The sequence below is a fragment of the Thermococcus fumicolans genome, assembly GCF_055386755.1.
Genome location: NZ_AP042424.1, coordinates 72,280 through 95,880 on the forward strand (window position 1 = coordinate 72,280; position 23,601 = coordinate 95,880).

General features: G+C 56.1%; 24 protein-coding genes and 1 other RNA gene. 10 read left to right on the forward strand and 15 right to left on the reverse strand.

Going from position 1 to position 23,601, the window contains the following annotated elements; genetic code table 11:
* Nucleotides 1-20: 20 nt before the first annotated feature.
* Nucleotides 21-869 carry a universal stress protein gene (locus ACZ5AM_RS00350; RefSeq protein WP_464915033.1) on the forward strand — a complete coding sequence of 283 codons (849 nt, stop codon included), beginning with the start codon at nt 21-23 and terminating at the stop codon, nt 867-869.
* Between the two features lie 93 nt (nt 870-962).
* Here the strand turns inward: ACZ5AM_RS00350 and ACZ5AM_RS00355 are convergent, their stop codons facing one another.
* Together ACZ5AM_RS00355 and cutA are read right to left on the reverse strand one after the other, a co-directional pair.
* Complete coding sequence (locus tag ACZ5AM_RS00355; protein WP_464915034.1) at nt 963-1,550, reverse strand: endonuclease dU; 588 nt, start codon at nt 1,548-1,550, stop codon at nt 963-965.
* Nucleotides 1,547-1,861, reverse strand: a complete 315-nt coding sequence (gene cutA, locus ACZ5AM_RS00360; RefSeq protein ID WP_464915035.1) for a divalent-cation tolerance protein CutA — start codon at nt 1,859-1,861, stop codon at nt 1,547-1,549. The genes ACZ5AM_RS00355 and cutA overlap by 4 nt, the downstream gene beginning before the upstream one ends.
* A gap of 71 nt (nt 1,862-1,932) precedes the next feature.
* Here cutA and ACZ5AM_RS00365 point away from each other — a divergent pair, with 71 nt between their 5' ends.
* A complete protein-coding gene (locus ACZ5AM_RS00365; RefSeq protein ID WP_464916177.1) occupies nt 1,933-2,208 on the forward strand; it encodes an acylphosphatase in 276 nt (91 codons plus the stop codon).
* On the opposite strand, the gene ACZ5AM_RS00370 is transcribed toward ACZ5AM_RS00365, so the two are convergent.
* Nucleotides 2,192-2,791, reverse strand: coding sequence for a regulator of amino acid metabolism, contains ACT domain protein (locus ACZ5AM_RS00370; RefSeq protein WP_464915036.1), 600 nt, complete (start codon nt 2,789-2,791; stop codon nt 2,192-2,194). The two genes, ACZ5AM_RS00365 and ACZ5AM_RS00370, sit on opposite strands and share 17 nt — an antisense overlap.
* Before the next feature lie 103 nt (nt 2,792-2,894).
* Between ACZ5AM_RS00370 and priL the strand changes: the two genes are divergently transcribed.
* Genes priL through ACZ5AM_RS00385 form a run of 3 tightly spaced genes read left to right on the forward strand, consistent with a single transcriptional unit; the run spans nt 2,895 to nt 5,955 of the window.
* Nucleotides 2,895-4,079 carry a DNA primase large subunit PriL gene (gene priL / locus ACZ5AM_RS00375; protein ID WP_464915037.1) on the forward strand — a complete coding sequence of 395 codons (1,185 nt, stop codon included), beginning with the start codon at nt 2,895-2,897 and terminating at the stop codon, nt 4,077-4,079.
* Nucleotides 4,079-5,113, forward strand: a complete 1,035-nt coding sequence (gene priS / locus ACZ5AM_RS00380; protein ID WP_464915038.1) for a DNA primase catalytic subunit PriS — start codon at nt 4,079-4,081, stop codon at nt 5,111-5,113. Before priL ends, priS begins: the two co-directional genes overlap by 1 nt.
* The gene (locus ACZ5AM_RS00385) at nt 5,110-5,955 is read left to right on the forward strand and encodes a DMT family transporter (protein ID WP_464915039.1); all 846 of its coding nucleotides are present in this window, start codon (nt 5,110-5,112) and stop codon (nt 5,953-5,955) included. Before priS ends, ACZ5AM_RS00385 begins: the two co-directional genes overlap by 4 nt.
* Nucleotide 5,956: 1 nt before the next feature.
* On the opposite strand, the gene rnpB is transcribed toward ACZ5AM_RS00385, so the two are convergent.
* The 4 genes from rnpB to ACZ5AM_RS00405 all read right to left on the reverse strand — a co-directional run bounded on the left by rnpB (nt 5,957) and on the right by ACZ5AM_RS00405 (nt 8,779).
* An RNA gene (gene rnpB, locus ACZ5AM_RS00390) (RNase P RNA component) lies at nt 5,957-6,278 on the reverse strand.
* A gap of 41 nt (nt 6,279-6,319) precedes the next feature.
* Entirely contained in the window at nt 6,320-7,999 is a 1,680-nt protein-coding gene (locus tag ACZ5AM_RS00395) for a COG1470 family protein (RefSeq protein ID WP_464915040.1), read from the reverse strand.
* A gap of 90 nt (nt 8,000-8,089) precedes the next feature.
* Complete coding sequence (locus ACZ5AM_RS00400; protein ID WP_464915041.1) at nt 8,090-8,365, reverse strand: hypothetical protein; 276 nt, start codon at nt 8,363-8,365, stop codon at nt 8,090-8,092.
* Nucleotides 8,366-8,371: 6 nt separating this feature from the next.
* A complete protein-coding gene (locus tag ACZ5AM_RS00405; protein WP_464915042.1) occupies nt 8,372-8,779 on the reverse strand; it encodes a DUF61 family protein in 408 nt (135 codons plus the stop codon).
* 217 nt (nt 8,780-8,996) lie between these two features.
* Here ACZ5AM_RS00405 and glnA point away from each other — a divergent pair, with 217 nt between their 5' ends.
* Nucleotides 8,997-10,328, forward strand: coding sequence for a type I glutamate--ammonia ligase (gene glnA / locus ACZ5AM_RS00410; RefSeq protein WP_464915043.1), 1,332 nt, complete (start codon nt 8,997-8,999; stop codon nt 10,326-10,328).
* Here glnA and ACZ5AM_RS00415 read toward each other — a convergent pair.
* The 7 genes from ACZ5AM_RS00415 to ACZ5AM_RS00445 form a co-directional block, all read right to left on the reverse strand.
* Nucleotides 10,325-11,188, reverse strand: a complete 864-nt coding sequence (locus ACZ5AM_RS00415) for an EamA family transporter (RefSeq protein WP_464915044.1) — start codon at nt 11,186-11,188, stop codon at nt 10,325-10,327. The genes glnA and ACZ5AM_RS00415 overlap by 4 nt on opposite strands.
* 4 nt (nt 11,189-11,192) lie before the next feature.
* Entirely contained in the window at nt 11,193-11,663 is a 471-nt protein-coding gene (locus ACZ5AM_RS00420; RefSeq protein WP_464915827.1) for a hypothetical protein, read from the reverse strand.
* A gap of 32 nt (nt 11,664-11,695) precedes the next feature.
* A complete protein-coding gene (locus ACZ5AM_RS00425) occupies nt 11,696-12,703 on the reverse strand; it encodes an ABC transporter ATP-binding protein (RefSeq protein WP_464915045.1) in 1,008 nt (335 codons plus the stop codon).
* Between the two features lie 10 nt (nt 12,704-12,713).
* Complete coding sequence (locus ACZ5AM_RS00430) at nt 12,714-13,673, reverse strand: ABC transporter ATP-binding protein (protein ID WP_464915046.1); 960 nt, start codon at nt 13,671-13,673, stop codon at nt 12,714-12,716.
* A gap of 10 nt (nt 13,674-13,683) precedes the next feature.
* Complete coding sequence (locus tag ACZ5AM_RS00435; RefSeq protein ID WP_464915047.1) at nt 13,684-15,171, reverse strand: ABC transporter permease subunit; 1,488 nt, start codon at nt 15,169-15,171, stop codon at nt 13,684-13,686.
* Between the two features lie 11 nt (nt 15,172-15,182).
* Nucleotides 15,183-16,226, reverse strand: a complete 1,044-nt coding sequence (locus ACZ5AM_RS00440; RefSeq protein WP_464915048.1) for an ABC transporter permease — start codon at nt 16,224-16,226, stop codon at nt 15,183-15,185.
* A gap of 158 nt (nt 16,227-16,384) precedes the next feature.
* Nucleotides 16,385-18,883, reverse strand: coding sequence for an ABC transporter substrate-binding protein (locus tag ACZ5AM_RS00445; protein WP_464915049.1), 2,499 nt, complete (start codon nt 18,881-18,883; stop codon nt 16,385-16,387).
* Nucleotides 18,884-19,139: 256 nt separating this feature from the next.
* On the opposite strand from ACZ5AM_RS00445, the gene ACZ5AM_RS00450 reads away from it, so the two are divergent.
* Genes ACZ5AM_RS00450 through ACZ5AM_RS00460 form a run of 3 tightly spaced genes read left to right on the forward strand, consistent with a single transcriptional unit; the run spans nt 19,140 to nt 22,616 of the window.
* The gene (locus ACZ5AM_RS00450) at nt 19,140-20,363 is read left to right on the forward strand and encodes a dihydroorotase (RefSeq protein ID WP_464915828.1); all 1,224 of its coding nucleotides are present in this window, start codon (nt 19,140-19,142) and stop codon (nt 20,361-20,363) included.
* Nucleotides 20,350-21,057 (forward strand): dihydroorotate dehydrogenase electron transfer subunit, encoded by a 708-nt coding sequence (locus ACZ5AM_RS00455; protein WP_464915050.1) that lies wholly within the window; start codon nt 20,350-20,352, stop codon nt 21,055-21,057. The genes ACZ5AM_RS00450 and ACZ5AM_RS00455 overlap by 14 nt, the downstream gene beginning before the upstream one ends.
* Before the next feature lie 56 nt (nt 21,058-21,113).
* Nucleotides 21,114-22,616, forward strand: a complete 1,503-nt coding sequence (locus tag ACZ5AM_RS00460; RefSeq protein ID WP_464915051.1) for a HEAT repeat domain-containing protein — start codon at nt 21,114-21,116, stop codon at nt 22,614-22,616.
* Nucleotides 22,617-22,623: 7 nt separating this feature from the next.
* Here ACZ5AM_RS00460 and ACZ5AM_RS00465 read toward each other — a convergent pair whose 3' ends face one another.
* Nucleotides 22,624-22,959 (reverse strand): nascent polypeptide-associated complex protein, encoded by a 336-nt coding sequence (locus tag ACZ5AM_RS00465; protein WP_464915829.1) that lies wholly within the window; start codon nt 22,957-22,959, stop codon nt 22,624-22,626.
* A gap of 315 nt (nt 22,960-23,274) precedes the next feature.
* Here ACZ5AM_RS00465 and ACZ5AM_RS00470 point away from each other — a divergent pair, with 315 nt between their 5' ends.
* The gene (locus ACZ5AM_RS00470) at nt 23,275-23,517 is read left to right on the forward strand and encodes an AbrB/MazE/SpoVT family DNA-binding domain-containing protein (RefSeq protein ID WP_464915052.1); all 243 of its coding nucleotides are present in this window, start codon (nt 23,275-23,277) and stop codon (nt 23,515-23,517) included.
* Nucleotides 23,518-23,601 lie beyond the last annotated feature (84 nt).

The following is a 23,601-nucleotide window of genomic DNA, read 5'->3' on the forward strand; positions in this document are numbered from 1 at the left end:
TAAATACTGGGGTGAACAGGATGTTTGGCAAAGTTTTGTATCCCACCGATTTCTCGGAGGTCTCGCTCCACGCCCTGAGGAACTGCATACCCGACTTCCTCCGCCTAGGGATCGAGGAGCTCCACATCATCCACGTCATAGACATAACCACTCTGGAGTTCGAGGCATTCTCGGTTCAGGAGATATACAGGGAGAAGATCTCAGAGCTGGCCGAGGAGCTCAGAAAAGCGACGAGCGGGGGAACCAAAATAATCACCGACGTCCCGATAGGGATACCATCGGTTGAGATCGCCGAGTACGCCAACAGGGAGAACATTGACCTGATAATCATTCCGAGCGCTGGGGAGAACATCTGGAGGAGGATGTTCATGGGCAGCACCGCCTCGAACCTCACTAGGACGTCGAAAAAGCCCGTCCTGATCCTCAAGTACGAGGAGAAAGACGATGCGTTCGAGCCCACCTTTGGGCCCTGCGCAAACATCTTCAAAAGGCCCCTGCTGGCCCTCGACTTCTCAAAGTGCTCCCTGAAGATCGTCCAAGTGACCAAGAAGTTCGAGGAGCTAATGGAAAGCGGTGTACTGGTCCACTCGGTAGACTACGGGAAGATAGAGGAGCTGGAGCACAACATAGAGGTCGCCAAGGCGAACCTTGAGAAGACCGCGAGGGCTTTCTCAAAACCGATGGAGAAGGAGGTAACCGTCGGGACGGCTAGTCAGGCCATAATAGGGATGGCACTGGCAAAGAAGGCCAGCATAATCGTGATCGGAAAGAAGGGGCGGAGCTTCCTCAAGGATCTCATCCTAGGCTCAACCGCGGAGAGGGTTATGAGGGACGCAAAAATGCCGGTACTGCTCGTACCGTGCGAATGAGACCTCAGACTGGAACGGCTTCCACATCAGGATTCGGTAGCTACCCTGTTGCCATCATCGGTCGTTTCTTTCTTTTTCCGCGGGCTTATAAACCTACTCCCTCGTGCTCTCCCCCGTCATCACGGCGGAGGCTATCATGTGGGCAAGGCGAAGAGGTTCGGGGATGAGACCCGTTTTGGTGGTTACCCTGACTATCTCCCCGGCAGTTCTTTCGTCAACGCCTACTGCCTGGAGGTAGAGTTTTCCAGAGACAAGCTCGACGAGCGGCGGGGCCTTCCTGAGGAGTCTAATCCTATCTTCCGCATCCGGAAAGTGCTTCCGAAGGGCGTTCTCCATCGCCTCTATGTCGGGCTTTTTTCTAACGACCACGATCACCGGAAGGCCCGTCTCACGGTGAAGCCTCTCAACGTCCACGACGTTGAAGCCCCCGTAGGTTATCCCTTTCAGGAGGATAACGCGCAGATCCTTGAAGCGGGAGCTTAGAACGGCATCTATCATCACGTCGGTTGCATCGGTTCCGTCGATGGTTATCCAGCGCGAGAGGACGCCGACTACCCCCCGAGAACCCTTCATGACAACGCCGATGAGGATGGTTTTCTCCCTTCCAAGCTTGGAGGAAAAGGAGAAGGTGCCGTCGTCGAAGCCGAGAACGCGGATCTGAGGCTTGACCTTCCGTATCATCCGAAGAGCACCCTCGCCATCCATTCGGAGTACTCGCGGTTGAGCTTGTCCAGGTCAATTCTGGCTATAACGGGGATCTCATAGGGGTGGAGCTCCTTTATGGCCTCCCTCAGCTCCTTCCACTTGCTCACCTCGGTCTTGAGGATGACGCCGATTTCTTTCTCGTCCCTTATCTCCCCCTCCCACCAGTACATGGCCTCGTGTTCGCGCATGTTGGCGCATACCGCGAGTTTCCGCTCAAGGATCTCCCTAACAGCCTTCCGGGCGCTCTCCCAGTCCGGAAAGGTGGTGTAGACGAATATCGCCTCCATCGACTCACCTCCGACCGTTAATCAACGGATAAGCTTAAATCGGTTGCGGGGAACTATAGGTGGGATGGGTCATGGAGAGGGTTAGGGCGCACCTCCGGATACACGGGCGCGTTCAGGGGGTCGGCTTCAGGTGGAGCATGCAGAGAGAAGCTAGAAAGCTGGGACTTAACGGCTGGGTGAGGAACCTCCCCGACGGCACGGTCGAGGCCGTAATCGAGGGGGACGAGGAGAGGGTTGAGGCTTTAATCGGCTGGGCCCACCAGGGGCCGCCGATGGCCAGGGTGACGAAGGTGGAGATAAAATGGGAAGAACCGGAGGGAATTGAGGGATTCAGGGTCGTCGGGTAGAGGAGATGCGCTCAAGCAGAACCCTCTTGGGGCAGTATTCCACCTCGCAGTACTCACAGACGTACTTCTTCTTGTCCTTTTCGGGCGTCCTTATGATCAGCTTCCTAAAGCCCTCGGCCTCCTTTATCCTGACGAAGGCCTCAACAGGTAAGGTGCCGTCGATGACGATGTAGAGCTTGCTGGGCTCCTCCCGCAGGTTCCTGCTGAAGACCTCCATAACGGGAACGCCGTGCTCATGGAGGAGCTGGAGAACCCTGTGGAAGCCCTTGAGGTACTTGTCCTTGTCGAGCTCGATCTCAAGGACCTCCCACCCCATCAGCGGCGCCACATCGATTAGACTGGGCAAGGGGTTGAGGCTCTCAAAGATGAGCTTGAGCGGGTAGGTTTTCTCGATGTATTCGATGGTGTGGTAGATTATCTTCCGGTTGACGCCTATGACCCTAGCCAGCTCGCTTATCGGCACCTCGACCTCCCGGATGTATATCTTCCCGGTTTTCACGGAGAGGCCGTTCTCGAAGAGGAATTCGGCGACCTTCCTCCTGGCGGGGTAGTTTTTGAAGTACTCCTCGAGGATTAGCATCATTTTTGTTCACCCCTTACTCAAAGATGGGTAGAAATGGATATTTAAGCTTTTCCCCGAAAGGGTTTTATCCGGTTCTCCCAACACAACCCAGGTGTAACCCATAATGCTCGATCCCTTCGGCAGGAGAGCCCGGGAGATAATAAGCGAGTTCGGTGGAATCGAGGAGTTCCTTCTCAAGATCCCGGAATACATTGATCTAGACGAGCCCATCAGGAGGGTGAGCTGGAAGGGGGAACCCCCGGAGGAGCTCTTCTCTATGGAGGACTGGAGGGATCTGATGACGTTCTACGCCCTCCTCGGGGCCCTCGCGCTCTCACCCTACGGGTTTGAGATGGAGCTCGTCAGGGACAGGAACGCCGAGGTATACCTGAGGAGGATTCAGAAAAGTTCAGACCTTGAGGGACTCTCCCTGCGTGTGAGAACCCTAAGGGAGGACGAGATCCCCAAGAGAGACAGGCTCATCCTGGAGAAGCTGGGGCACAGGGAGCTGGGCGAGGAAGAGAGGGAAAAGCTCAGGGTCGCCTACAAGATGTGGCTCAGGCACTTCCTACCCCTCTGGGAGGGAAGCCTAAAGGACGTGTACATACGAAACAGCTGGGCGTACCTCAGGAGGGACGACGTGCTGAGACTCTGGAAGAAGGCCTTCGAGAGGAACATTGAGAGGGCCGTTAACGTCCTCTACGAGATCAGGGACGAACTGCCGGAGTTCTACACCAAACTTCACGAAAGACTGAGCAAGGTGGCCAGGGAGCAGTTCAAGGAGAGGATAGAGGCCCTGGGCTCTGTGGGAGCACAGCCGCTCCGCTTTGACCTCTTTCCACCATGCGTCAAAACGGCCCTCTCCGGGGTCGGCAGCGGGATGAGGAATTACGCCATAACCGTCCTTCTCACGAGCTTTCTGAGCTACGCCAGGATATGCCCGAACCCGCCAAAGAAAAACGTCAGGGTGAAGGACTGCGTAAGCGACCTGGCTGTAGTTGAGCGGGAGATCCTTCCCGTCATAATCGAGGCCGGCAACCGCTGCAGCCCGCCGCTCTTCGAGGATCAGCCGAACGAAATAAAGAACATCTGGTACCACCTGGGCTTCGGGTTCACTGACAAGCCAACCCTGGAGGACAGTGGGAACTCAACGTGGTACTTCCCGCCGAACTGCGACAAGATAAGGGCCAACGCCCCCGAGCTTTGCAGGCCGGACAGGTTCTGCAGGGGGATAAAGAACCCGCTAACCTACTATTTGAAGAGGCTCTACCTCGAACGCAAAGGAAAGCGGAGCGAGGAGGGGGACTGATGCTCTTCAGGGAGGCGACGCCGGAGGAGAGGAGGGAGTACTACACAGGGGAATGGGGCGCGAGGAAACTGCCGGAGTTCATAGTGGAGACCCTTGAGAACAGGGAGTTCGGCTTTGACCACACCGGGGAGGGACCCAGCGACAGGAAGAACGAGTTCAGCGACGTCAGGGATCTGGAGGACTACGTGAAAGCGACCGCCCCCTACGCGATGTTCTCAAGCGTGGCCCTCTACGAGAGACCCGGGGAGATGAGCGGGTGGCTGGGGGCAGAACTAGTCTTCGACATAGACGCCAAGGATCTGCCCCTCAGACGATGTCAGAACGAGCATCCGAGCGGGCAGGTGTGCCCGATCTGCCTTGAAGACGCCAAAGAGCTCGCCCTGGACACCCTGGTGGTTTTAAAGGAGGACTTCGGCTTCGAGGACGTCCACGTCGTCTATTCGGGAAGGGGTTATCACATAAGGGTTCTCGACGACTGGGCGCTCGACCTCGACTCAAAGGCGAGGGAGAAGATATTGGCTTATATCAGCGCGGCGGAGGAGGTAACCTTCGAGGACGTACAGAACAGGAAGGTGATGCTCTCGTCCGGCTACTTCAGGGTCTTCCGTCTCCGCTTTGGGTACTTCATCAAGCGGATAAGCGCGAACCACCTCCTGAACGTGGGGCTGAGGAAGGGACAGGCGGAAAAGCTGATGGAGAGAAGGGAGGAGATATACGAGGGCTTCGTCAGGAAAGCCATGCTCACGGCCTTCCCCGAAGGGATAGGGTACAAGACCCTGATAAAGCTCTTTGCCCTGTCGAGCACGTTCTCAAAGGCCTACTTCGACGGAAAAGTGACCATAGACGTAAAAAGGATCCTCCGCGTCCCGTCGAGCCTGCACTCAAAGGTCGGTTTGATAACCACCTACATCGGCGACAGCGAAGGAAAGCTGGAGCGCTTCAACCCCTTCGAGGACGCGGTTCCCAACTTCAGGCGGGAGGAAGTCAGGGAGGAGTACGAGCGGTGGCTCGAGGAACACGGGGATGAGATATGAACGGAAGGGTCAAGATAGCCACCGCCATGCTCATCTGGGGTAGCGTCGGAATCTTCGCGCGGTTCTCGGGACTTTCCGGGCTGGGAGTGGCATTCGCCAGGGTCTCCCTCGGCGCGCTCCTCCTCGTTGCCATGATCGGCCTTCTCGAGAGGGAAAAGCTCGAGGCGCTTCCCGGCCTGCTCAGGGAGAAATGGAAGCCGCTCCTCGGCCTCGGCATCGCTCTAGCCCTCAACTGGGCGTTCCTGTTCACCGCCTTCAACTACACCACCATAGCCAACGCGGTTCTCGTCTACTACACGGCGCCTATACTGGCAACGCTGATCTCGTGGCGCTTCCTTGGAGAGAGGATTTCCGGGTGGAGGTGGGGTCTGATAGGACTGGCCTTCCTCGGGCTGGCGCTGATAATAAGCGGCCAGAAGCTCAGCCTCGGGGACAAGGACTTCGTTGGGATACTCCTGGCTCTCATAGCGGCCCTCTTCTACGCGCTCATCCCTAACTTCGGCCGGTTCCTCAGGGACGTAGACGGAAAGGTTCTGACGCTCCTCCAGCTGGCGATAGCTTCCCTTGTTCTCCTTCCCCTCGTGACAGTCCAGGGAACCGGGGAGCCGGTTTGGTGGGCGGTTCTGGTTCTCGTGGTGGTTCACACCGTTCTCGCGCTCTTCCTCTACATGGACGGCCTCAAAACTGTGGAGGTGAACGAGGCGGCTCTACTAAGCTACCTCGACCCGATGAGCGCTGTCGTCTACGCCTTCCTCGTCTTCGGCGAGGTTCCCGGAGTAACCACGGCAATCGGGGGTTCTTTGATACTCCTCGCTTCCGCTTTGGACGTGATGAGAAGATGAGGCGAGGGGGCCGTAGCCCGCCTTCTGTATCAAGGGGGCATTCGACTGAGCGGCCTACCACGGGGCTCGCACCGGGAACTCATCGCCCCATCCTCGGCCTTGCACCCCGCGGGACGGCCGTTTCACCGCATCCCCCGGGATTGTCTGCGGGTTAGCTCGGTGCCCGTCGCCGGGCCCTTCGCGCGCGTCATCCACATCTCCCAGGGGCCGTGTCGTTTCTGCGCCGTTGCCCTCCCTCTCGGGAGGTGCCTTGCGGCACCGCGGCCCCGGTGCGGTGGGCGGAACTTCCTCGGGAGTGCCCCGAGAGCCCCCGACCCCCTCGCCAATGAGAAGTTAAAAAAGAGGGATAAAAAGGTTTGTATCCTCAGCGCTTCTTACGGGGCTTTGAGGCCTTCTTATGCTTAAACCTCCGTGGAAGCTCGCGGTTTTCTATGAACTTCGGAAGCTTCGGCCTCTTGAACCTACCCAGTGGAGAGCGGCGTTTGGGCTTCGGCCTTGTCCTGGGCTTCCTCGCCCTCTCCCACGGGCTCACGTATCCCTCCTCACCGCGAGAGCCGAGGAATAGGCCAGCCAGAACCACAATAACGAGGAGGGCCAGACCCACCGCGAGGATCAAGGAGTCGTTCCTCCCACCCCCACCCCGATTGCTCGTGGAGCTGACGTTCGAAGGAGGAGTGGTCGAACGTGTAGGAGAGACCGGGGGCACGAAGACCGAGCCGGAACCCTCGTCAAACTTCCTACCATCCTCCAGGAGGACGAAGGTGTAATCCACGCTGACGTTCCTTGGAACTTTGAACTCAAGGCCCTTCCTGGATTCCCCCGGCTCAAGCAGTAGGGACTCCGAGTCCGAATACAGGAGGGTTCCCCCAGCGCTCAGGTTGTAGTAGAGCCTAGCCCCAAGCGGGACGGGGTTTGGGTTGACGAGTGAGAGGTTTACCCTCAGTTCGTCTCCGTCGGGATGAACCGATATAGCCCCGAAACTCGGGTAATCGAGGACCCTGTACTGGACGGAGGAATTAGCGATGATCCTCCCACCATAGGAGAGCCCCACCGTAAGCGTGATCCTTCCCGAGACGTTGGTCGGAAGGTCGAGCTCAAGAACCTTCGTGCCGGGCGTTAGGGAGATGGGCGCGCTGTACCCCCAGACGACGCTCCCGTCTTTTACGGCGGAGACAGAGAGGTTGAGGGCTATCCTTCTCTCGGAGAGAACCATCACGTAGCCTTTGAGGTCGTCCCCAAGCATAACGGACTCGTGACTCAGGGAGACGTTCAGATAACCGATCCCTGTCGAGACCTCTATCACCCTCCAGAAGCCCTCAGAGCCTTGAAGGGTGCTCACGCTCAGGCTGAGGTTGTACTTACTCGGATCCCAGTCCCATCCAATCGGAACCCTAAACTCTACCTCCGCTCCCTCAGGTGGAACGATGACGTTGCTGGAGTTCTCGTAGAGAGTACCGTTTGTCCCCACTCCACCGACCTCCAGGGACACCCGAGCACCCACAGGATGAACCCCAACGTTTTTTAGGTGGACCAGGATCAGGAGGGTTTCACCGTTGAAGGGGTTTACCCCCTTGAAATCGGGCCTCTCAAGCACGCGAAGGTCAACGGATTTAAGAACGACGGGGTTCGTGGTGACCCTGAGCGGAACCTCGAGAATGAGGGTGTGGATGGAGCCCTCCTCGGCCATCCCCCTGAACTTGAGGAGAAGGGGGTAAACGCCGGGGGCAACATCAGGGGAGACGGAAACGTTGAAGGGCACTTTCTGAACCTCCCCAGCCTTCCAGTCCTTGAAGATGCCGTAGCCAGGCGAGAAGTTTATCGAACCCGGGGGAAGGCCTTCAACCGAGTACCCCGTGTAAACCACGGCGGTGAAGCTAACGTTGGTTGGGTTCAGTGCGCTTATTGTGCCGGAAACGTTCTCCCCAGGAAGGACTATGATCACGTCCTCGGTCTTGAGCTCGTGGGTCTGGGGAGCAGAAGAGACGCTTGAGACAGGGAAAAGAGAGATGATGAGCAGTGAGATCAAAATTACAGCCTTCTTCATACGCGACACCACCGGATCGTTCTGAATCATGGTATTAAGGGTCCCAAAACTTAAAAATATTTCGAGAAGCCCCTTACGGATGGAAAAGGGTCAGAGAGCACTGTAAATCAAGAACAAGCCAATAACGGCCAGCAAAAATGAACCAAGGAGGCCCAGACGGTAGATCCAATTAGAACGAAACTGGGGGTAAACGATGGCGTGGATTATAACCAGCATCACTCCGTACAGCACGGAGAAAATTCCCAGGGCCAAGAGGGTTTTGATCCTAAGTACGAAGAGCACCCCAAGGACCGCCCCCACGAACACCGAGACGTGGGGAATCGTGAACATGTAGTAGTCCCGAAGGATTCTGGTCTTCTCGTCCATCCCCCATCACTCCGATATAAATGCGTACGTTGTGGTCGTTGGCAGGAGCCGCCTGACCTTGGGGAGGAGGTAGCGGGGGTACCGTCCTTCCTCCCTCTCGTTCAGGGGATCGAACTGCTCAAAAATCTTGTCCATGACCTTTACGGCGAGCCTCCCACGGACCCTGAAGTAACCCCTGTCAACGGTGCTTATCTCAAGCACTATGGGCAGCTTTAGTCCCCCCTCCTCCCCCTCGTCCAAGAGGGACGCAATGTACTGGAGCTCCGACCTCCTGAAGTGGTGCCTGCTCCCGTCCCGGAGAACAACGCTAGGCTCTTCCATCTTCATCAGATCGGCGAGACTGAGCCTCTCCCTGGGTAGGTGGAGGTTTACCCTGAAGATCTCCCTCTTGAGTATGTCCTCCGCACTCGGCATGTTCCTACCTCTCAGTACGGCAGAAAAACGTTGGTTAACTGATTTTTGTCAATTTATGAGGACTATTCAAGAATTTTTGGCATATTTAAGTCAATCGATGAAGCCCGGGAAACATCGTTGACACTCTGACAAAAATCCAAGCAAAAGCATTAAATAGGAGATATCTTTCAAAAATGCCGTTTGAAAATGTACATTCATTCAGAAAGGTGATGGAAAAATGAACGAAGTTAAAACGGGCAGCCAGATAGTGGCCGGGGAGGGGAGGATGCCGAGGTTCCTCCAGCTGGTTTTCGTCGACATCAACGGGGTCTCAAAGGGCATGGAGATCCCCATGGAGAGGTACGAGGAGGCCGTAAACGATGGCATAGCCTTCGATGGGTCATCCATACCTGGCTTTCAGGGCATCGAGGACAGCGACCTGGTTTTCAAAGCGGATCCAGGAACCTACGCAGAGGTGCCCTGGGAGGGGATAGGGAGGGTGTACGGGCACATATACAAGGACGGAAAGCCCTACAAAGCCGACCCTAGAGGAGTTCTAAGAGAGGCCCTGAAAAAGCTCGAGGAGGAGGGCTTCAAGGCTTACATAGGGCCAGAGCCGGAGTTCTACCTTTTCAAAAAGAACGGAACGTGGAAACTTGAAATACCCGACGGAGGGGGCTACTTCGACCTGGTTACGCTAGACAGGGCAAGGGCCGTCAGGAGGGAGATAGCGCTGTACATGCCGTCCTTTGGACTGGTTCCGGAGGTGCTCCACCACGAGGTTGGGAAGAGCCAGCACGAGATAGACTTCCGGTACGACGAGGCGATGAGGACGGCGGACAACGTAGTAAGCTTCAAATACGTCGTCAAGGCCGTCTCGGAGATGAACGGCCTGCACGCCACGTTCATGCCCAAGCCCATCTACGGCTTCCCGGGCAACGGCATGCACCTCCACATAAGCCTGTGGAAGGAAGGTGAGAACGCGTTCATCGGCGAGGACGGCCTGAGCGAAACGGCGCTCCACTTCATAGGCGGAATACTGAGGCACGCCAAAGCACTTGCCGCGGTGACCAACCCAACGGTTAACAGCTACAAGCGCCTCGTCCCCGGCTACGAGGCGCCCGTCTACATCAGCTGGGGATACAGAAACAGAAGCGCCCTCATAAGGGTCCCAGCCTTCTGGGGCAACGGGGCGAGGATAGAGTACCGCTGTCCCGACCCAAGCGCCAACCCGTACCTAGCCTTTGCAGCAATACTCATGGCGGGACTCGACGGAATAAGAAGGAAGAGAGAGCCCGATGCCTACGTCGAGACGAACGTCTACGAGATGGACGAGAGGAAACGTACGGAGCTCGGAATAGACACACTCCCCTCAAGCCTCGGGGAGGCCCTTGAGGAGCTGAGGAAGGACAGAGTGATCAGGGGAGCCCTAGGCGGGGCGTACGACAACTTCATCAAGTACAAAGAGAAGGAGTGGGAGGACTACTTGAAATTCCTTGAGTCCCGCAAACTCCCGGAGGGAACGAAGAAAGTGACTGAATGGGAGCTGGAGAGATACTTCCACGTCTAGTTGGCTTTCTCCACGCCGGATTTCTCTTCTTCCCTGGCGTGAACCACGGCGGATCCCCCGATTATCAGCACGGCCCCAGCCAGCTGTTCCCAGGTCAGCTTTTCACCAAAGAGCAGGAACGCGAGGGTTATCGCAACGACCGGCTCAACGGTCGCTATTATGCTGGCCCTGCTGACCTCAACCCCCCTCAGGGCGTGGTTGTAGAGGATATAGCCCAGAAAGGTCGGGAAGAGCGCCAGGGCGAAGAGATACGGCAACGCCGCGGGGGGAACTCTGAAGTCCGTGAAGGGAAGCAGGAAGAGAAGGCCAAAGAGGAGGGTGTAAAAGAGGGCTTTCTCAGGCTCCTCCTCCCTAACGGCGAATTTGGCAAGGATCCCGTAGAGGGCGTAGGTGAGACCGGTAAGGAGGCCGAATACTAGGGCCTTCATTGAAAAACCATCGCTGGAACCGTTGACCAGGTAGACCCCACCCATGACCATCGCCAGAGCGACGAGCTTCTCGGGAGTGAGGCTTTCACCGAACACAAGCCGGCCAAGAACTATCGAGTAAACGGGGGCAGTATAGAGGAGCAGAACGGCAAAAGAGACCGAAGATATGGTCACGGTGTAGAAGTACAGCGAGTAGAAGAGGAAGATGCTGAAGAAGCCGTAGATGGCGTAGAACTTAAGCCTGCTCGGTTTTATGGAGAAACCGATCCCCGTAAGCCGCAGGTAGGGTGCGAGAAGGAGGAGGGCAAAGAGGACGCGGTAGAAGACCATCGTGAAAGTATCAAGTCCAAACCCGTCTAGGTACCTAGCGAAGATACCGAGGGTGCCCCACATGCTCGCGGCGAGGAAGACGAAAACGTAGCCCCTCTTCATGCGCTCACCTCTTTCTGGACGCCCTTATGTCCCCGATCATTCTTATGTAGCCCTGGAGTGCCAGGACAAGGCCCACTATGAAGAAGAGGAAGGCCAGCAGGGAGAGGTAGGCGAGGGGGTAATCGGTCGCCGTGGAGCGGTACTCGTAGCTCACGTTTCCGGAGAGCACTTCAACGCGGGGACGGGAGGAGGGATTGAGGCGGAGGGAACCATCAACGGAGTAGGTAACGTTGTTAACGACGACGCTCGCGTTTGGTGAGCTGAGGAGCAGAGTCCTGTTGTATGTGTAGTAGGAGTTCTCGAAACGATCGTCACCCAGAACGTGGATTCCAGCCGTCAAATTGCCGCTCTCGCGGTAGTTCTTCTCAACGCCGTACATACTCGCCAGGGAGAGCACGAGAGCGAGGACGAGGAGGAGGAAGCCCGCCTTTATCAGAGAATACCTAAAAGCCAGCCTGAGCGGTTCAAGAACCATCTCCACCACCAAAATAAAATTTTGAGAAGGGGTCAGAACTTGCCGACGAGGTGGCACTCGGCGAAGTGGTTGTGCTCGTACTCTATCAGCTTGGGGTGTTCGACGTCGCAGAGGCCCTTCTGGGCGTATATGCACCTCGGGTGGAAGCGGCATCCCGGCGGTATGTTGGCGGCACTGGGGACCTCACCCTTGATAGGCAGCTCCTTGATCACGTTCCTGCGCTCTGGCTTGGGCTCAGGAACCGCAGCCAAGAGCGCCCTGGTGTACGGGTGGAGCGGGTTGTCGATGACGCGCTTCGCCGGACCCATCTCGACGATCCTTCCGAGGTACATGACGGCCATCCAGTCGGCGAAGTACCTCGCGGTGGACATGTCGTGAGTGATGTAGAGGTAGGTGACGCCCATCTTCTCCTTGAGCTCCTTCATGAGCTCGAGGACCTCAGCGCGGATCGAGACGTCGAGCATCGAGACCGGCTCGTCTGCGACGATGAAGGTCGGGTTCAGTATGAGTGCCCTAGCGATGGCCACACGCTGCCTCTGGCCGCCGGAGAGCATGTGCGGGAACCTGCCGACGTAGTCCTCTGGCGGGGTTATCTTGACCATCTCGAGGGCCTTGTAGATGAGCTCCTCGCGCTCCGCCCTGGTCTCACCTATGCCGTGGATGAGGAGCGGCTCCTCGAGGATGTCGAATATCCTGAAGCGCGGGTTCATTGAACTGAAGGGATCCTGGAAGATTATCTGAACCTTCCTTCTGTAAGCCAGAACCTCTTCCTTTGACCTTATGTCGGTGACGTCCTTGCCCTCGAGGTAGATCTTACCGTCCGTTGGCTCGAGGAGCTTGACGATGAGCTTTCCGGTCGTGGACTTACCACAGCCACTCTCACCGACGAGGGCGAAGACCTGCTGCTTCTCTATCTCGAAGCTTATGCCATCTACGGCCTTAACGTACCTCTGGGGGGCGCCCTTGATGGTGTCCATGAACGTCCTCTTAATCGGGAAGTACTTCTTAAGGTTCTCAACTTTGAGTACCGGCTCGGCCATTTCTCACACCTCACAGCAGCCAGCATGCGGCGTAGTGATCCTTATCAATCTCCTTCAGTTCGGGTACCTGCTCCCTGCAGACGTCCATAGCGTACGGGCACCTCGGGTGGAAGCGGCAACCGCTGGGCGGGTGGATGAGGTTAGGCGGCTGACCGGGGATGAACTCGAGCCTTTCAACGTCCTCGTGGAGCCTCGGGATTGAAGCCAGAAGCTTCTGGGTGTACGGGTGGGCGGGCTCGTAGTAGATCTTCTCGCTGTCCCCGATCTCGACGATTTTACCTGCGTACATAATGGCAACGCGGTCGCTTATCTCCGCGAGGATGCTGAGGTCGTGGGTGATGAATATCATCGAGAGGCCGAGATCCTTCTTGAGCTTCTTGAGCAGGTTGATGATCTGGGCCTGGACGACGACGTCCAGGGCAGTAGTCGGCTCGTCGGCGATGACAACATCGGGCTCGAGGAGGAGGGCGCTTGCAATAACGACACGCTGCTTCATACCACCGGAAAGCTCATGCGGGTAGCGGTAGACTATCTCAGGGTCGAGACCAACGAGCTCAAGGTACTTCTGGGCCCTGTCTATGGCCTCCTCCTTGCTCATGCCCCTGTGAAGCAGTAGGGGCTCGATCATCTGGTAACCAACGGTGTAAACGGGGTTCAGGGCGTTCATGGCACCCTGGAATATCATCGATATCTTCTGCCAGCGTATCTCCTTCCTGAGCACGTCCTCTGGAAGGCCGACTATCTCCCTGCCGTCGATCTTGATGCTGCCATCGACGATCTTTCCTGGTGGGGTCGGCATGCCCAAAAGGGTAAAGCCGAGGGAGGACTTGCCGCAACCGCTCTCTCCGGCAAGTCCCAGCACTTCACCCTTCTTCAGGTCGAAGGTTATGTCGTCGACGGCCCTGACGACACCCTTGCTGGTAAAGTAGTACATCTTGAGGTTCCTAACTTCAAGGACGTTTCTCGCCATTCAAACCACCTCACAGCCTCCTGAGCCTCGGGTTGAGTATCCTATCGAGGGCCGTACCTATCAGGACGAAAGTCAGGCCGACAACCGCGATTCCAAGCCCGGGCGGGAGAACCCACCACCAGTACCCTTTGATGGCAGCCGACTGAAGCTGGGCGTCGTGGAGTATCTGTCCCCACGTAACTGCCGTAGGATCACCGAGACCGAGGAAGCTAAGGGACGCCTCGCTGATAACAGCCACTGGAACACCGAGGGCTATGACCGCGAAGGCGTACGGGAGGAGTTGCGGGAGCATGTGCTTGAATATGATCCTTCCAGTTCCTGCACCGAGTGCTCTGGCAGCCTCTACGTACGTCTGCTCCTTGATCTGGAGGGCCATACTGCGCGAGATCCTGGCCACACCCATCCATCCGAAGATGACGAGCAATAGGACTATCATGCTCAGCTGTATGTGCCCCATGGTGGCGCCTATGAGGATGAGTATCGGGAGTGAGGGTATCGAGCTGAAGAGCTCGTTGATACGCATGAGCACCTCATCGGCGTTGCCACCGAGGTAGGCGCTCGTAACGCCGTAGACGATACCCACGATGGTACTGAGTATGGAGACCGTGATACCTATGACGAGGGAGACCCTGCTACCCCAGATGATGGCCGCCCAGAGATCCCTGCCCTGGCTGTCGGTACCCATGTTCCCGTAAACACGACCCAAGAACGTTATTCTGAGGTTGTCAATGTTCACCTTAAACCGTGGAGACTCGGTTATTGTCACCTTGAGGGTGTACGTTCCGTGGAGGGTCTTGGGGTTGGATATTATCTCGTCAACGAGAGCCGTGCTGTCTTCGACGTTGGGATATGCACTTGGATCAACGGACGCGAAGAGTGGCTTGACCATATCCCTGATCAGGACGACCTCAGTCGGAACCTGATCCGGGGTGATGGTCTTTCCGGTGACCTCTTTGTAAAGCCAGATGTAGGTGGCCTTCTTTATCTCACCGTCCCTACCGATGGCTATGGACGTTCCGGAGTTTAAGGACCTCCTCTGAACGAGTGGGACAACCTTACCGTCCGGCCTTTCAAGGGTAATGCTGATCTTAGGCTTAATCGGGTAATTCTTGGGCCCAACGACTTCAAATCCCTGCAGGATTATTCCCTTGGGGCCGTAGTAGTAACCCTCGGGAAGATCGTACGATATGGTGATAGTTGTAGTCCTCCCCTCCTTATTTACGTCAACGTTGGACGAGTTTATAGTGTACACCTGCTGGGGAACGAGATCCTTGCTGGTGAACATGTTGTACCACGTCGGAGGAACTGTCTGGGGGTAGTTCTCCCAGTACTGCGGGTCCCTCCACTTGTCGGGGAAGTCTGGCTCGGTTATGATTGGCGCAGCGGCAGCGACCACTATCAGCAGTATGAGCAATATCAGGCCCAGCATTCCAGTTTTTTCACGTTTGAACTCGTGAGCGAACTCGGAGAGGCTCTCTTTCAGGTCAACCCATCTCATTCCCTACCACCTCACATGTTGGCTGAGGCACCGACCTTGACACGCGGGTCGAGGAATCCGTAGATCATGTCCGCAAGCACTACACCGCTGAGGTACAGGACCACCGAGAAGTACGTCAGGCCTATGACGATGTTGGTCTCACCCTGGTTGAGGGCCATCCAGTAGAGCATTCCCATTCCGGGGTAACTGAAGACCTGCTCGCTGATGATGGCACCACCGAGGGATCCCAGGAGGGAGAATATGACCATCGTAACTATGGGCGGAGCGGCTGCGCGGAGGGCGTGGCCGTATATGACCTTCCTCTCAGGGAGACCCTTGGCCCTGGCAGCCATGATGAAGTCCTCTTGGAGGGTTCCTATCATGATGTTCCTGGTGGTCCATGCCCATCCACCGAAGGCGACGAAGACGAACGTCATAACCGGAAGCGCTAGCTTGTGGATCTTGTCGAGGATCGTGTCGGTTGGCAGGAACTGGGACTGGAGCGGGAACCAGCCGAGCTTGTAGGCGAATATCAGGATGAACATCATCCCGGTCCACCATGTCGGGAGGCTGTACGTGAGGAGTGCAAATATCGAGAGAGTCCTGTCGAAGAGGGTTCCCGGCATGTTGGCGGCCCTGACTCCAAGGAAGATACCTATGATCATCGTGATTATCGTGGCGGTCGTGAAAAGCACTATACTCCTTGGAATGTACATGAAGATGATTTTGCGAACGTCGTTAGTTCCACCTATGGTCATCGTGCTCTGTCCGAAGTTCCACATCAGGGACAGTTTAGTCTTCTCCAAAACCTGTCCCCAGAAGGACTTATCCAGGTTGTACTTCTTCTTCAGGTTCATCTCCTGAATGGCCCTCTGCCTCTGGTACTCCTCCTCACCGAGGGACTGCTTGATCTTTTTACCTTCCGTTTGATCCCACGCTCTCAACTCCTCGAACAGTTTGGACTTGTTGTCCTCCCTAGCGACCTTAACGAAGAGGGCGGACATAATGAGGGTCGCGATCACCAGAACCAAAATCGCGTTGAGGATCCTGAACACGAGGTACTTGGCATATCCCATTTGGGTCACCTCCAATTTATTGGAGTCTCTGGGCAATCTTTTTCAGCTTTGTAAAACTGGCTTTAAATACCTTACTGAACACAAGTGAACATCGTGATCAGAAACGTTCATCAGGAACTCCAGAAGTGCAGGTAGAAACGGAAAAGAAAGGAAGGAAATCACTTCCTCCTCCTGAGGAGGAGCGGCACTATGGCCAGCCCGACAAGGGCAGCCGGACCGCAGATTCCTCCGCCGCCCTTCTCGCTGGTGGTAGTGGTCTTGCTCGGAGAGCTGGTGGTGGTCTTGCCCGGTGAAGTGGTCGTGGGCTGGCTGGTGGTGGTCTTGCCCGGTGAAGTGGTAGTCTCGCCAGGTGAGGTGGTGGTAGTCTCGCCTGGGGAAGTGGTCGTGGTCTCGCCCGGTGAAGTGGTGGTAGTGGTCTCGGTTGTGGCCGGACCGACGAGCTCACCAACGAACTTGAGGAACTCCCTAACGGTCACGGTGTTCTTGTGGCCGTGCTCCGGACCCTGGCCGTTCGGGGTGTATCCATACCAGTTGGTGTAGAAGAATGCCATGTAGCCGTCAACCCACTGGCTCGGGAGACCGCTGGTGCCCCATCCACCGGTGTAGAGGTTCCACTTGTAGTTGGCCGGGTCCTCGGCGAAGACAACGCTACCAGCTTTCTTCCTGTCCCAGAGGTACTTCTCAACCTTGAAGCCCGCCTTAGTCTCGAGGAGCCTGGCTATGTAGAGACCAATCTCCTTCCTCTCGTCCTCGATACGGATGAGGAACTTGACGGTAACCGGTTTGCCGTCGAAGTACCAGTAGCCGTCGCTCCTCTTCTCGAGGGTGTGACCGTACTTGGCGACCTGCTCCTTGGCCTTCTCCATACCCTGCTCGATGAGGTAGAGGGCGTAGTCCTCGTCTCCGCTGGTGGTCAGTCCAAGGGCATTGTAGACCGGCTCGAAGTACTTGTTGGCCGGGTGGCTGGGCCTGATGCAGCCGAGCATCGGGGCACCGCTACCCTGGTAGATGTTCTGGACGATGTAGTCCCTGCTGATGAGCCAGTTCATGGCGTACCTGACCTCCCTGATGGCGAACGGGTTGAAGTAGACCTTGTCGCCAACGGTAACTATCGGGGCGTCCTTGTCCGGGTCGTGCCAGTCGTTTATGGTGAGCTCGTTGTAGGAGCTTGCGCTCTTGAAGAGCTTGAGGTTGTTGAGGACGTCCTCACCGAGGCCCTGGAACTTTCCGGCCGGGAAGGCGTAGGAGAGGATGTCGTAGTCGCCCTTGGCCACTGAGAGTATAGCGGTGTCCTGACCCTGGACACCGACGTACTCGATCTCGTCGGGAACACCGTCGATCGGAAGGCCGCTGTCCTTGCCGAGGACGTTCCTCTCGCCGGTGAACTTCTTGAGCTTGAGGTAGAGGGCGTTCGGGTTGTACTCAACGAGCATGTACGGGCCGTTGCTTATGAAGAGGTGGTTGTACTGGTTGAAGAAGTTTATGTCGGCCTGGAACCTGTCCTTGGCGGAGTTCCAGTCGATTCCCGGGAAGGTGCCCTTGGCGTTGCCGTTCATGATGTCCTGGATGACCTTGACTATGTCGGCGGCGTGCTCCTTGGTTATCATGTCGAGCCAGAGTATTCCCTCACCGGCACTGCTGAAGGAGTAGGTCTTGTCAATACCGTAGTCCTTGCTCCTGGCAACGAGCTCGCCCATGGCCCAGTAGAGCTCCCACGGGACGCTCGGGTAGAACATGTAGTAAGCAGCTATCTGGTCGTCGGCGAGCGGGTGGACGTACTTACCGTAGACGGTGAAGCCGTCCTCATTCCACTCAAAGCCGAGGATGTTCCTGAAGTAGGCGGCGGTTGAGGAGAGCCCTGAGTCGTAGTACGGGTCGCCTGGATAGTCCTCATAAGCCCAGGTGTAGTAGAAGGCAATATAGTTCTTTATGTCGTTGATGTCGCCCTTGACGCCGTTGTGCCACTCGCCGATGTCGCAGTGGTAGGTGACCTTGGCCTTGTACTCCTCACCGGCGTGGGCAACGTACCAGCCCTTGGTCTGGTTGTAGATGACGGCGTCGTCAGGTACGGTACCAGGAGTCTTGTCAATCTCCCAGGTGCACCTGTACGGGGAGTAGATACCGTCGAAGTTTGTGGCTCCACCCATGTCCGTTATAAGGGTAGAGACCCTAACGCTGTAAACGTCGGTAAGGCCACCGACCGGGTTGAAGGGGCTCATGAACATGGCACCGGTCGAGGCGAACTGGGCAATCTTGAGCTTCCCGTCAGGGGTCTTGGCAGTCATCGGGCTCCAGCGGGTGGCCAGACCGACGTTCGGGTCGGCGAGGATGTCCTGGACGCGCTGCTTGTTGGCCGGGAAGAAGGTCCAGGTCTCAACGAGGAAGACACGCGGGCTCTCAAAGATACCGAGACCCATGTTGATCTTGGCGAGGTCCCAGAACTGGTCCGGGTTGGTAACGGTAAAGGTCTTGTTGTTGAATTCAGCGGTGAAGTACGCGGTGAGGTACGCTGAGTCGTCAAGGGTCATGTCGAGGATCCCGTCGAGATCCTCGGCGGTCTTGTAGTACTTGGTCTCAAAGGCCTGAAGCGCCGCATTAATGTACGCATTGTCATCCTCTGCAGCCGCTGGCTGGACAAAGAAAACACTAAACACCATCAGACCTATTATAAACAAACTGAAAACTTTCCTGCTCATATTTCACTGCCTCCTTTCAGTTTTGGCACGTCTGCCTTCTATAGGCTATGGCAGCATTAGTTTATACATCTGATCCCTTTTAAGTATTACGATACTCAGGAGGCTATCACCCAACGGGATAAACTCAGATGGCGTCAATCAACGAAAAGAAGGAAGATCTTAGTCGAGAACCCAAAAGCTTTTTTAACAAAGGGATCCAAGCGCAATGCGGGCTCATATGCACGAGCTTGTGATAGCCGGGAGATTTTTTACAGGGGAGAAAACGTTTGAGGGAAGCGTCGGAATCGACAGCGGAAAAATCAGGGCCATATCCACCAGCATTTTGAAAGGAGAAGAGATCCTAAAGCTGGACAAGAGACTAATGATCCTCCCGGGACTCGTAGACGTCCACGTCCACCTAAGGGACTTCAACGAGAGAACCAAGGAAACCGTGGAGAGCGGAACCAAAGCGGCTGTGCACGGGGGCATAACCACGGTATTCGACATGCCCAACACGAAGCCCCCGGTGATGGACTCCAAAACCTTCGAGAGGAGGATGGAACTGTTCAGCGGGAGGGCGTACGCTGACTACGCGCTCGGCTTTCTGATCGCCGGCAACTGCAGTGAGGCCCCAAAAGTTAGGGCAGACTTCTACAAGATCTTCATGGGTGCATCGACCGGGGGTGTATACTCGGAGGACTTCGAAAGGGACTACTCATGCGCGCCCGGGCCCGTCAGCGTCCACGCGGAGGATCCGGAGGTAATAAGGGAGAACCCCGAGAGGCCAGTGGAAGCCGAAATTAGGGCCGTGAGGAAGGCCTTAAAGATGGCGTCAGAACTCAAGAAGCCCCTCAACATATGCCACGTCTCCACAAAGGAGGCCGTCGAGGAGATTACCGATCTGAACCTCTCTTGGGTCAGCTTCGAGGTCACCCCTCACCACCTGTTCCTGACAAGAAAAGACTACGAGGGGAACAGGCTACTCAAAGTCTACCCCCCACTAAGGGACGAAAAGCACAGAAAGGCCCTGTGGGAGAACCTGGACAGGGTTCCGATAATAGCCAGCGACCACGCGCCCCACACGCTGGGGGAAAAAGAAGCGGGAGCAGCTGGAATTCCCGGCCTGGAGACAGAGGTGGCTCTGCTCTTAGACGCCGTGAACAGGGGGCTCTTAACCATGAAAGACATCGTGAAGAAGATGCACGACAACCCGATCAGGATATTCGGAATAAGGGGAAAGGGGTTCAGGGTTGGGGCGGATGCGGACTTCACAGTGGTGGATCCAAAGAGGGAGTGGGAGGTAAAACCTGAGGAGTTCTACACGAAGGCCAAATGGAGCCCCTGGGAGGGCAGAAAGCTCAGGGGAAAGGTCGTTGCAACGATCATCAGGGGAAGGGTCGTCATGGAGGAGGACGAGATCGTTGGAAAGCCGGAGGGGGTTAGGATAAATGTCGGCACTTGAGAGGGTCTTCATCAGAGAAACCTTCGACGTCGCCAGGGACGTAAAGGCGTTCAGGCTGGAGAGAGAATTTGACTTCGAACCGGGTCAGTTCGTCATGGCATGGCTGCCCGGGGTCGGGGAGAAGCCCTTCAGCCTTGCGGATAGGGATCTGTTAGTCGTCAAGAGGGTGGGCCCCTTTACCTCAAGGCTGTTCGAACTGGGAGAGGGAGATCCCCTGTGGATCAGGGGGCCCTACGGGCGGGGGTTTGAAATAGTTCGGGGGAGGGCTGTTCTGGTTGCCGGAGGCATAGGGATCCCCCCAATCTACGCCCTGGCAAAGGCGGGGAGAGGGAAGTTCAAAGAGACGATACTGCTCTACGGAGCAAAAACGGCGGACGAACTTGCACTCATGGACATCGAAGACTACGTTGACGAGGTGATCGTTTTCACCGACGACGGCTCCGCCGGGAGGAAGGGCTACCCCACTGAGGGGCTTGGGAAGGTCGCGGGCGAGGCGGATCAGGTGTACGCCTGCGGCCCAGAGCCGATGCTCAGGAAGGTTCTGGAGGTCACGAACTACAGGAACGTTCAGGTGTCCATGGAGAGGTACATGAAGTGCGGCATCGGCGTCTGCGGGAGCTGCAACCTCGGTAAGTACCTCGTGTGCAGGGACGGGCCGGTGTTTAAGGGGGAGACCCTGAGGGGCATAGTATGACCTAACAACCCAAAACTTAAATCGGAGAAGGACGTATGTTGTAATAAGGGATAGCCATGGGCAGAGAGGAGATAATCGTCAACAAAGCCGGCATTCGGGAGGATCTTCTTGGATGGCATATCAAGGAGGTCACAAACCTGGCGGCGACTTATGACAAAGCGTTCCAGATTGTGAGGGAACTACTCCACGACAAGAACCCCATGGTCAGGGTCAACGCCCTCCAGGTCATCAAGGAGCTCATAAAGTCCAACTCCCTCGATCCTGGGAAGGTCTCGATGATCCTCGACGACGTGATAGAGCTGACTAACGACAAGAGCGAGAGGGTGGCCCTGAAGGCCCTCGAGGTTCTCAACCTCCTGCTTGACGTCGGGGGCATAAGCGAGGAGGAGTACGAGAAGGTAACCGACGCTCTGATGGAGATAATAAAGCGCGGTATGCCTATACTCAGCGAATACGCGTCGGAGGGCCTTGGAAAGACGGGAGCGAAAGTTCTGAGGATAGCTAAAAAGCTCATAGGGTGGCTATTCTCACTCATCCGCTCCTCCGAGGACAGGCAGGTTCAGAGCGCAGCGATAACGGCCCTGACCGAGATGGCCTACCGGACGGAGGACAAGAAGGTGTTCAACGAGATATTCGACAAGATGACGGATCTCGTTGACCACGTGGATCCTTACATCCAGGAGAGGGCGCTCCTGGCGATAGACAGGATGCTGGCAAGGGCCGACATGCTCACCCAAAGGAACAGGATGAAGGCCCTCAAGAAAGTCAAGGAGGTTAAGAACAACGTTAGGGTTGCATCGAAGGCCGGCCTCATACTTGAGAAGCTCGAAAAGATATCCGGCATGGAAGAGGAGGAGCTCACGGAAGCTGGAGTCCGTAAAAAACTTGAGATAAGCGAGTATGGACCGGACGACGTCGAAAGACTTCTAGATGCCGGAAAAACAGATTTGGTTGCAGAGCTAGCCAAGGTGGACCCGATAGTCATGTCAATGATAATAGACATGCTCAGCTCGGAGGACCCGACCAGGAGGATGGACGCGCTCTGGGTCGTCTCGAGGCTCACAAACAGCATAACACCCTCGGACGCGTACAGCATACTTCCCGTTCTCGGGGAGTTCCTCAAAAGCCGCAACCCGTGGGCGAGGCAGACGGCGGCCGAGACGATGGCCGATATATACTCTATCTATCCAGGAACGGCCCAGTTCTTCACCTCGCTGCTCGATGTCCTCCTGAAATCCAACAGGAAAGAGGACATAGAGGGGGCACTGGAGCTTATACAAGCACTCCAAAGGCAAATGCCAACCCCCGACTTCAACAGGGCCATCATGGAGATTCTGAGGGGCCTGCTCGAGAGGAAGGAATCGAGGGGCATAACGCTGAGGTTCCTAGCCAGAGAGGCCCGGAGCCTCATGGACCTCGACTACGAAACGCTCGTCCACCTGAAGGAGGTGCTGAAGGGAATATACGGGGACGAGGGCGGGAAGTACGACAACATAATAGCGTCGCTCATAGACCTCATAGACGACCTCATAAAACTGAAATCCGGAGAAAGCTCCTGACACTTTCTCATTCTTCCGTCAGCTTTAGGATTGCTTCAGCAAGATCACCTTCGGCATCCATGAGGGCCTTTTTCGCGGTCTCGTAGTCCACTCCAGTCTGCTCCATAACGAGCCTTACGTCCTCATCGGAAACCGTGATTATGGGCCTAACCTCCTCACTGCCTGGAACTATCTGGTAGCTCTTCTCGCTCTGGGCGGTTATCACGGTGATCGCAGGATCCCTCAGGATTATCTCCTTGTTCTCCATCCTGATTACTACCTCCTTGACCCCCTCGAGCTCCTCCATCTTGATGCCCATCTGGCGCATGAGCTTCCTCATCTGCCTCGGGTTCATTCCCATCATCCTTACCACCTTGGGAGAATTCGAGCGGAGATTTAAAAAGGTTGGGAGAACAAAGACTTGTTCCCAACGTTAGAGCCCCCAACGGTGATCATAATGCGCTTTCCCCAAGCCATTCCGACCGATCGCCAGATAGCGCTGGGCGCTCTCGGGGTGGGATTGCTGATGTTGCTCAGCTGGCCCTTTTCACTTACCTGGAGAGCTACGCCGAGAAAAAGGAAAAAGAGCTGAAGAAGGGTCGAGGAGCTCAAGAACCAAGACGATGCGTACTGAGGGAGTTTTCCAAAAACTATTTATTTTCAAAAATCCTTATCTACCATGACAGTGGAAGTTGTAAGACTCGATGATAATGGCAGGCTCTACCTTCCCGCCAGTATCAGAAGGAAGCTCCGCTCCAGGGAATTCTACATCGAAGAGAGAAACGGAGAGATTGTTCTCGTTCCAGTGAGGAAGAAGATAGATAAGTACTGGGGCATCTTCAAGGGCGAGAACCTAACCGCCGAGGAGATGGACCGGATAGTGGAAGAAGAAACCGAAAAGATCCTGATGGGTGAGCTTTGAAGGGTTACGTTTGGACCCACTTGAGTTTAAACTAACCGAATGGTTTAATTGGGGAAGGTATATATTACGCCATGGGGGGTGAGC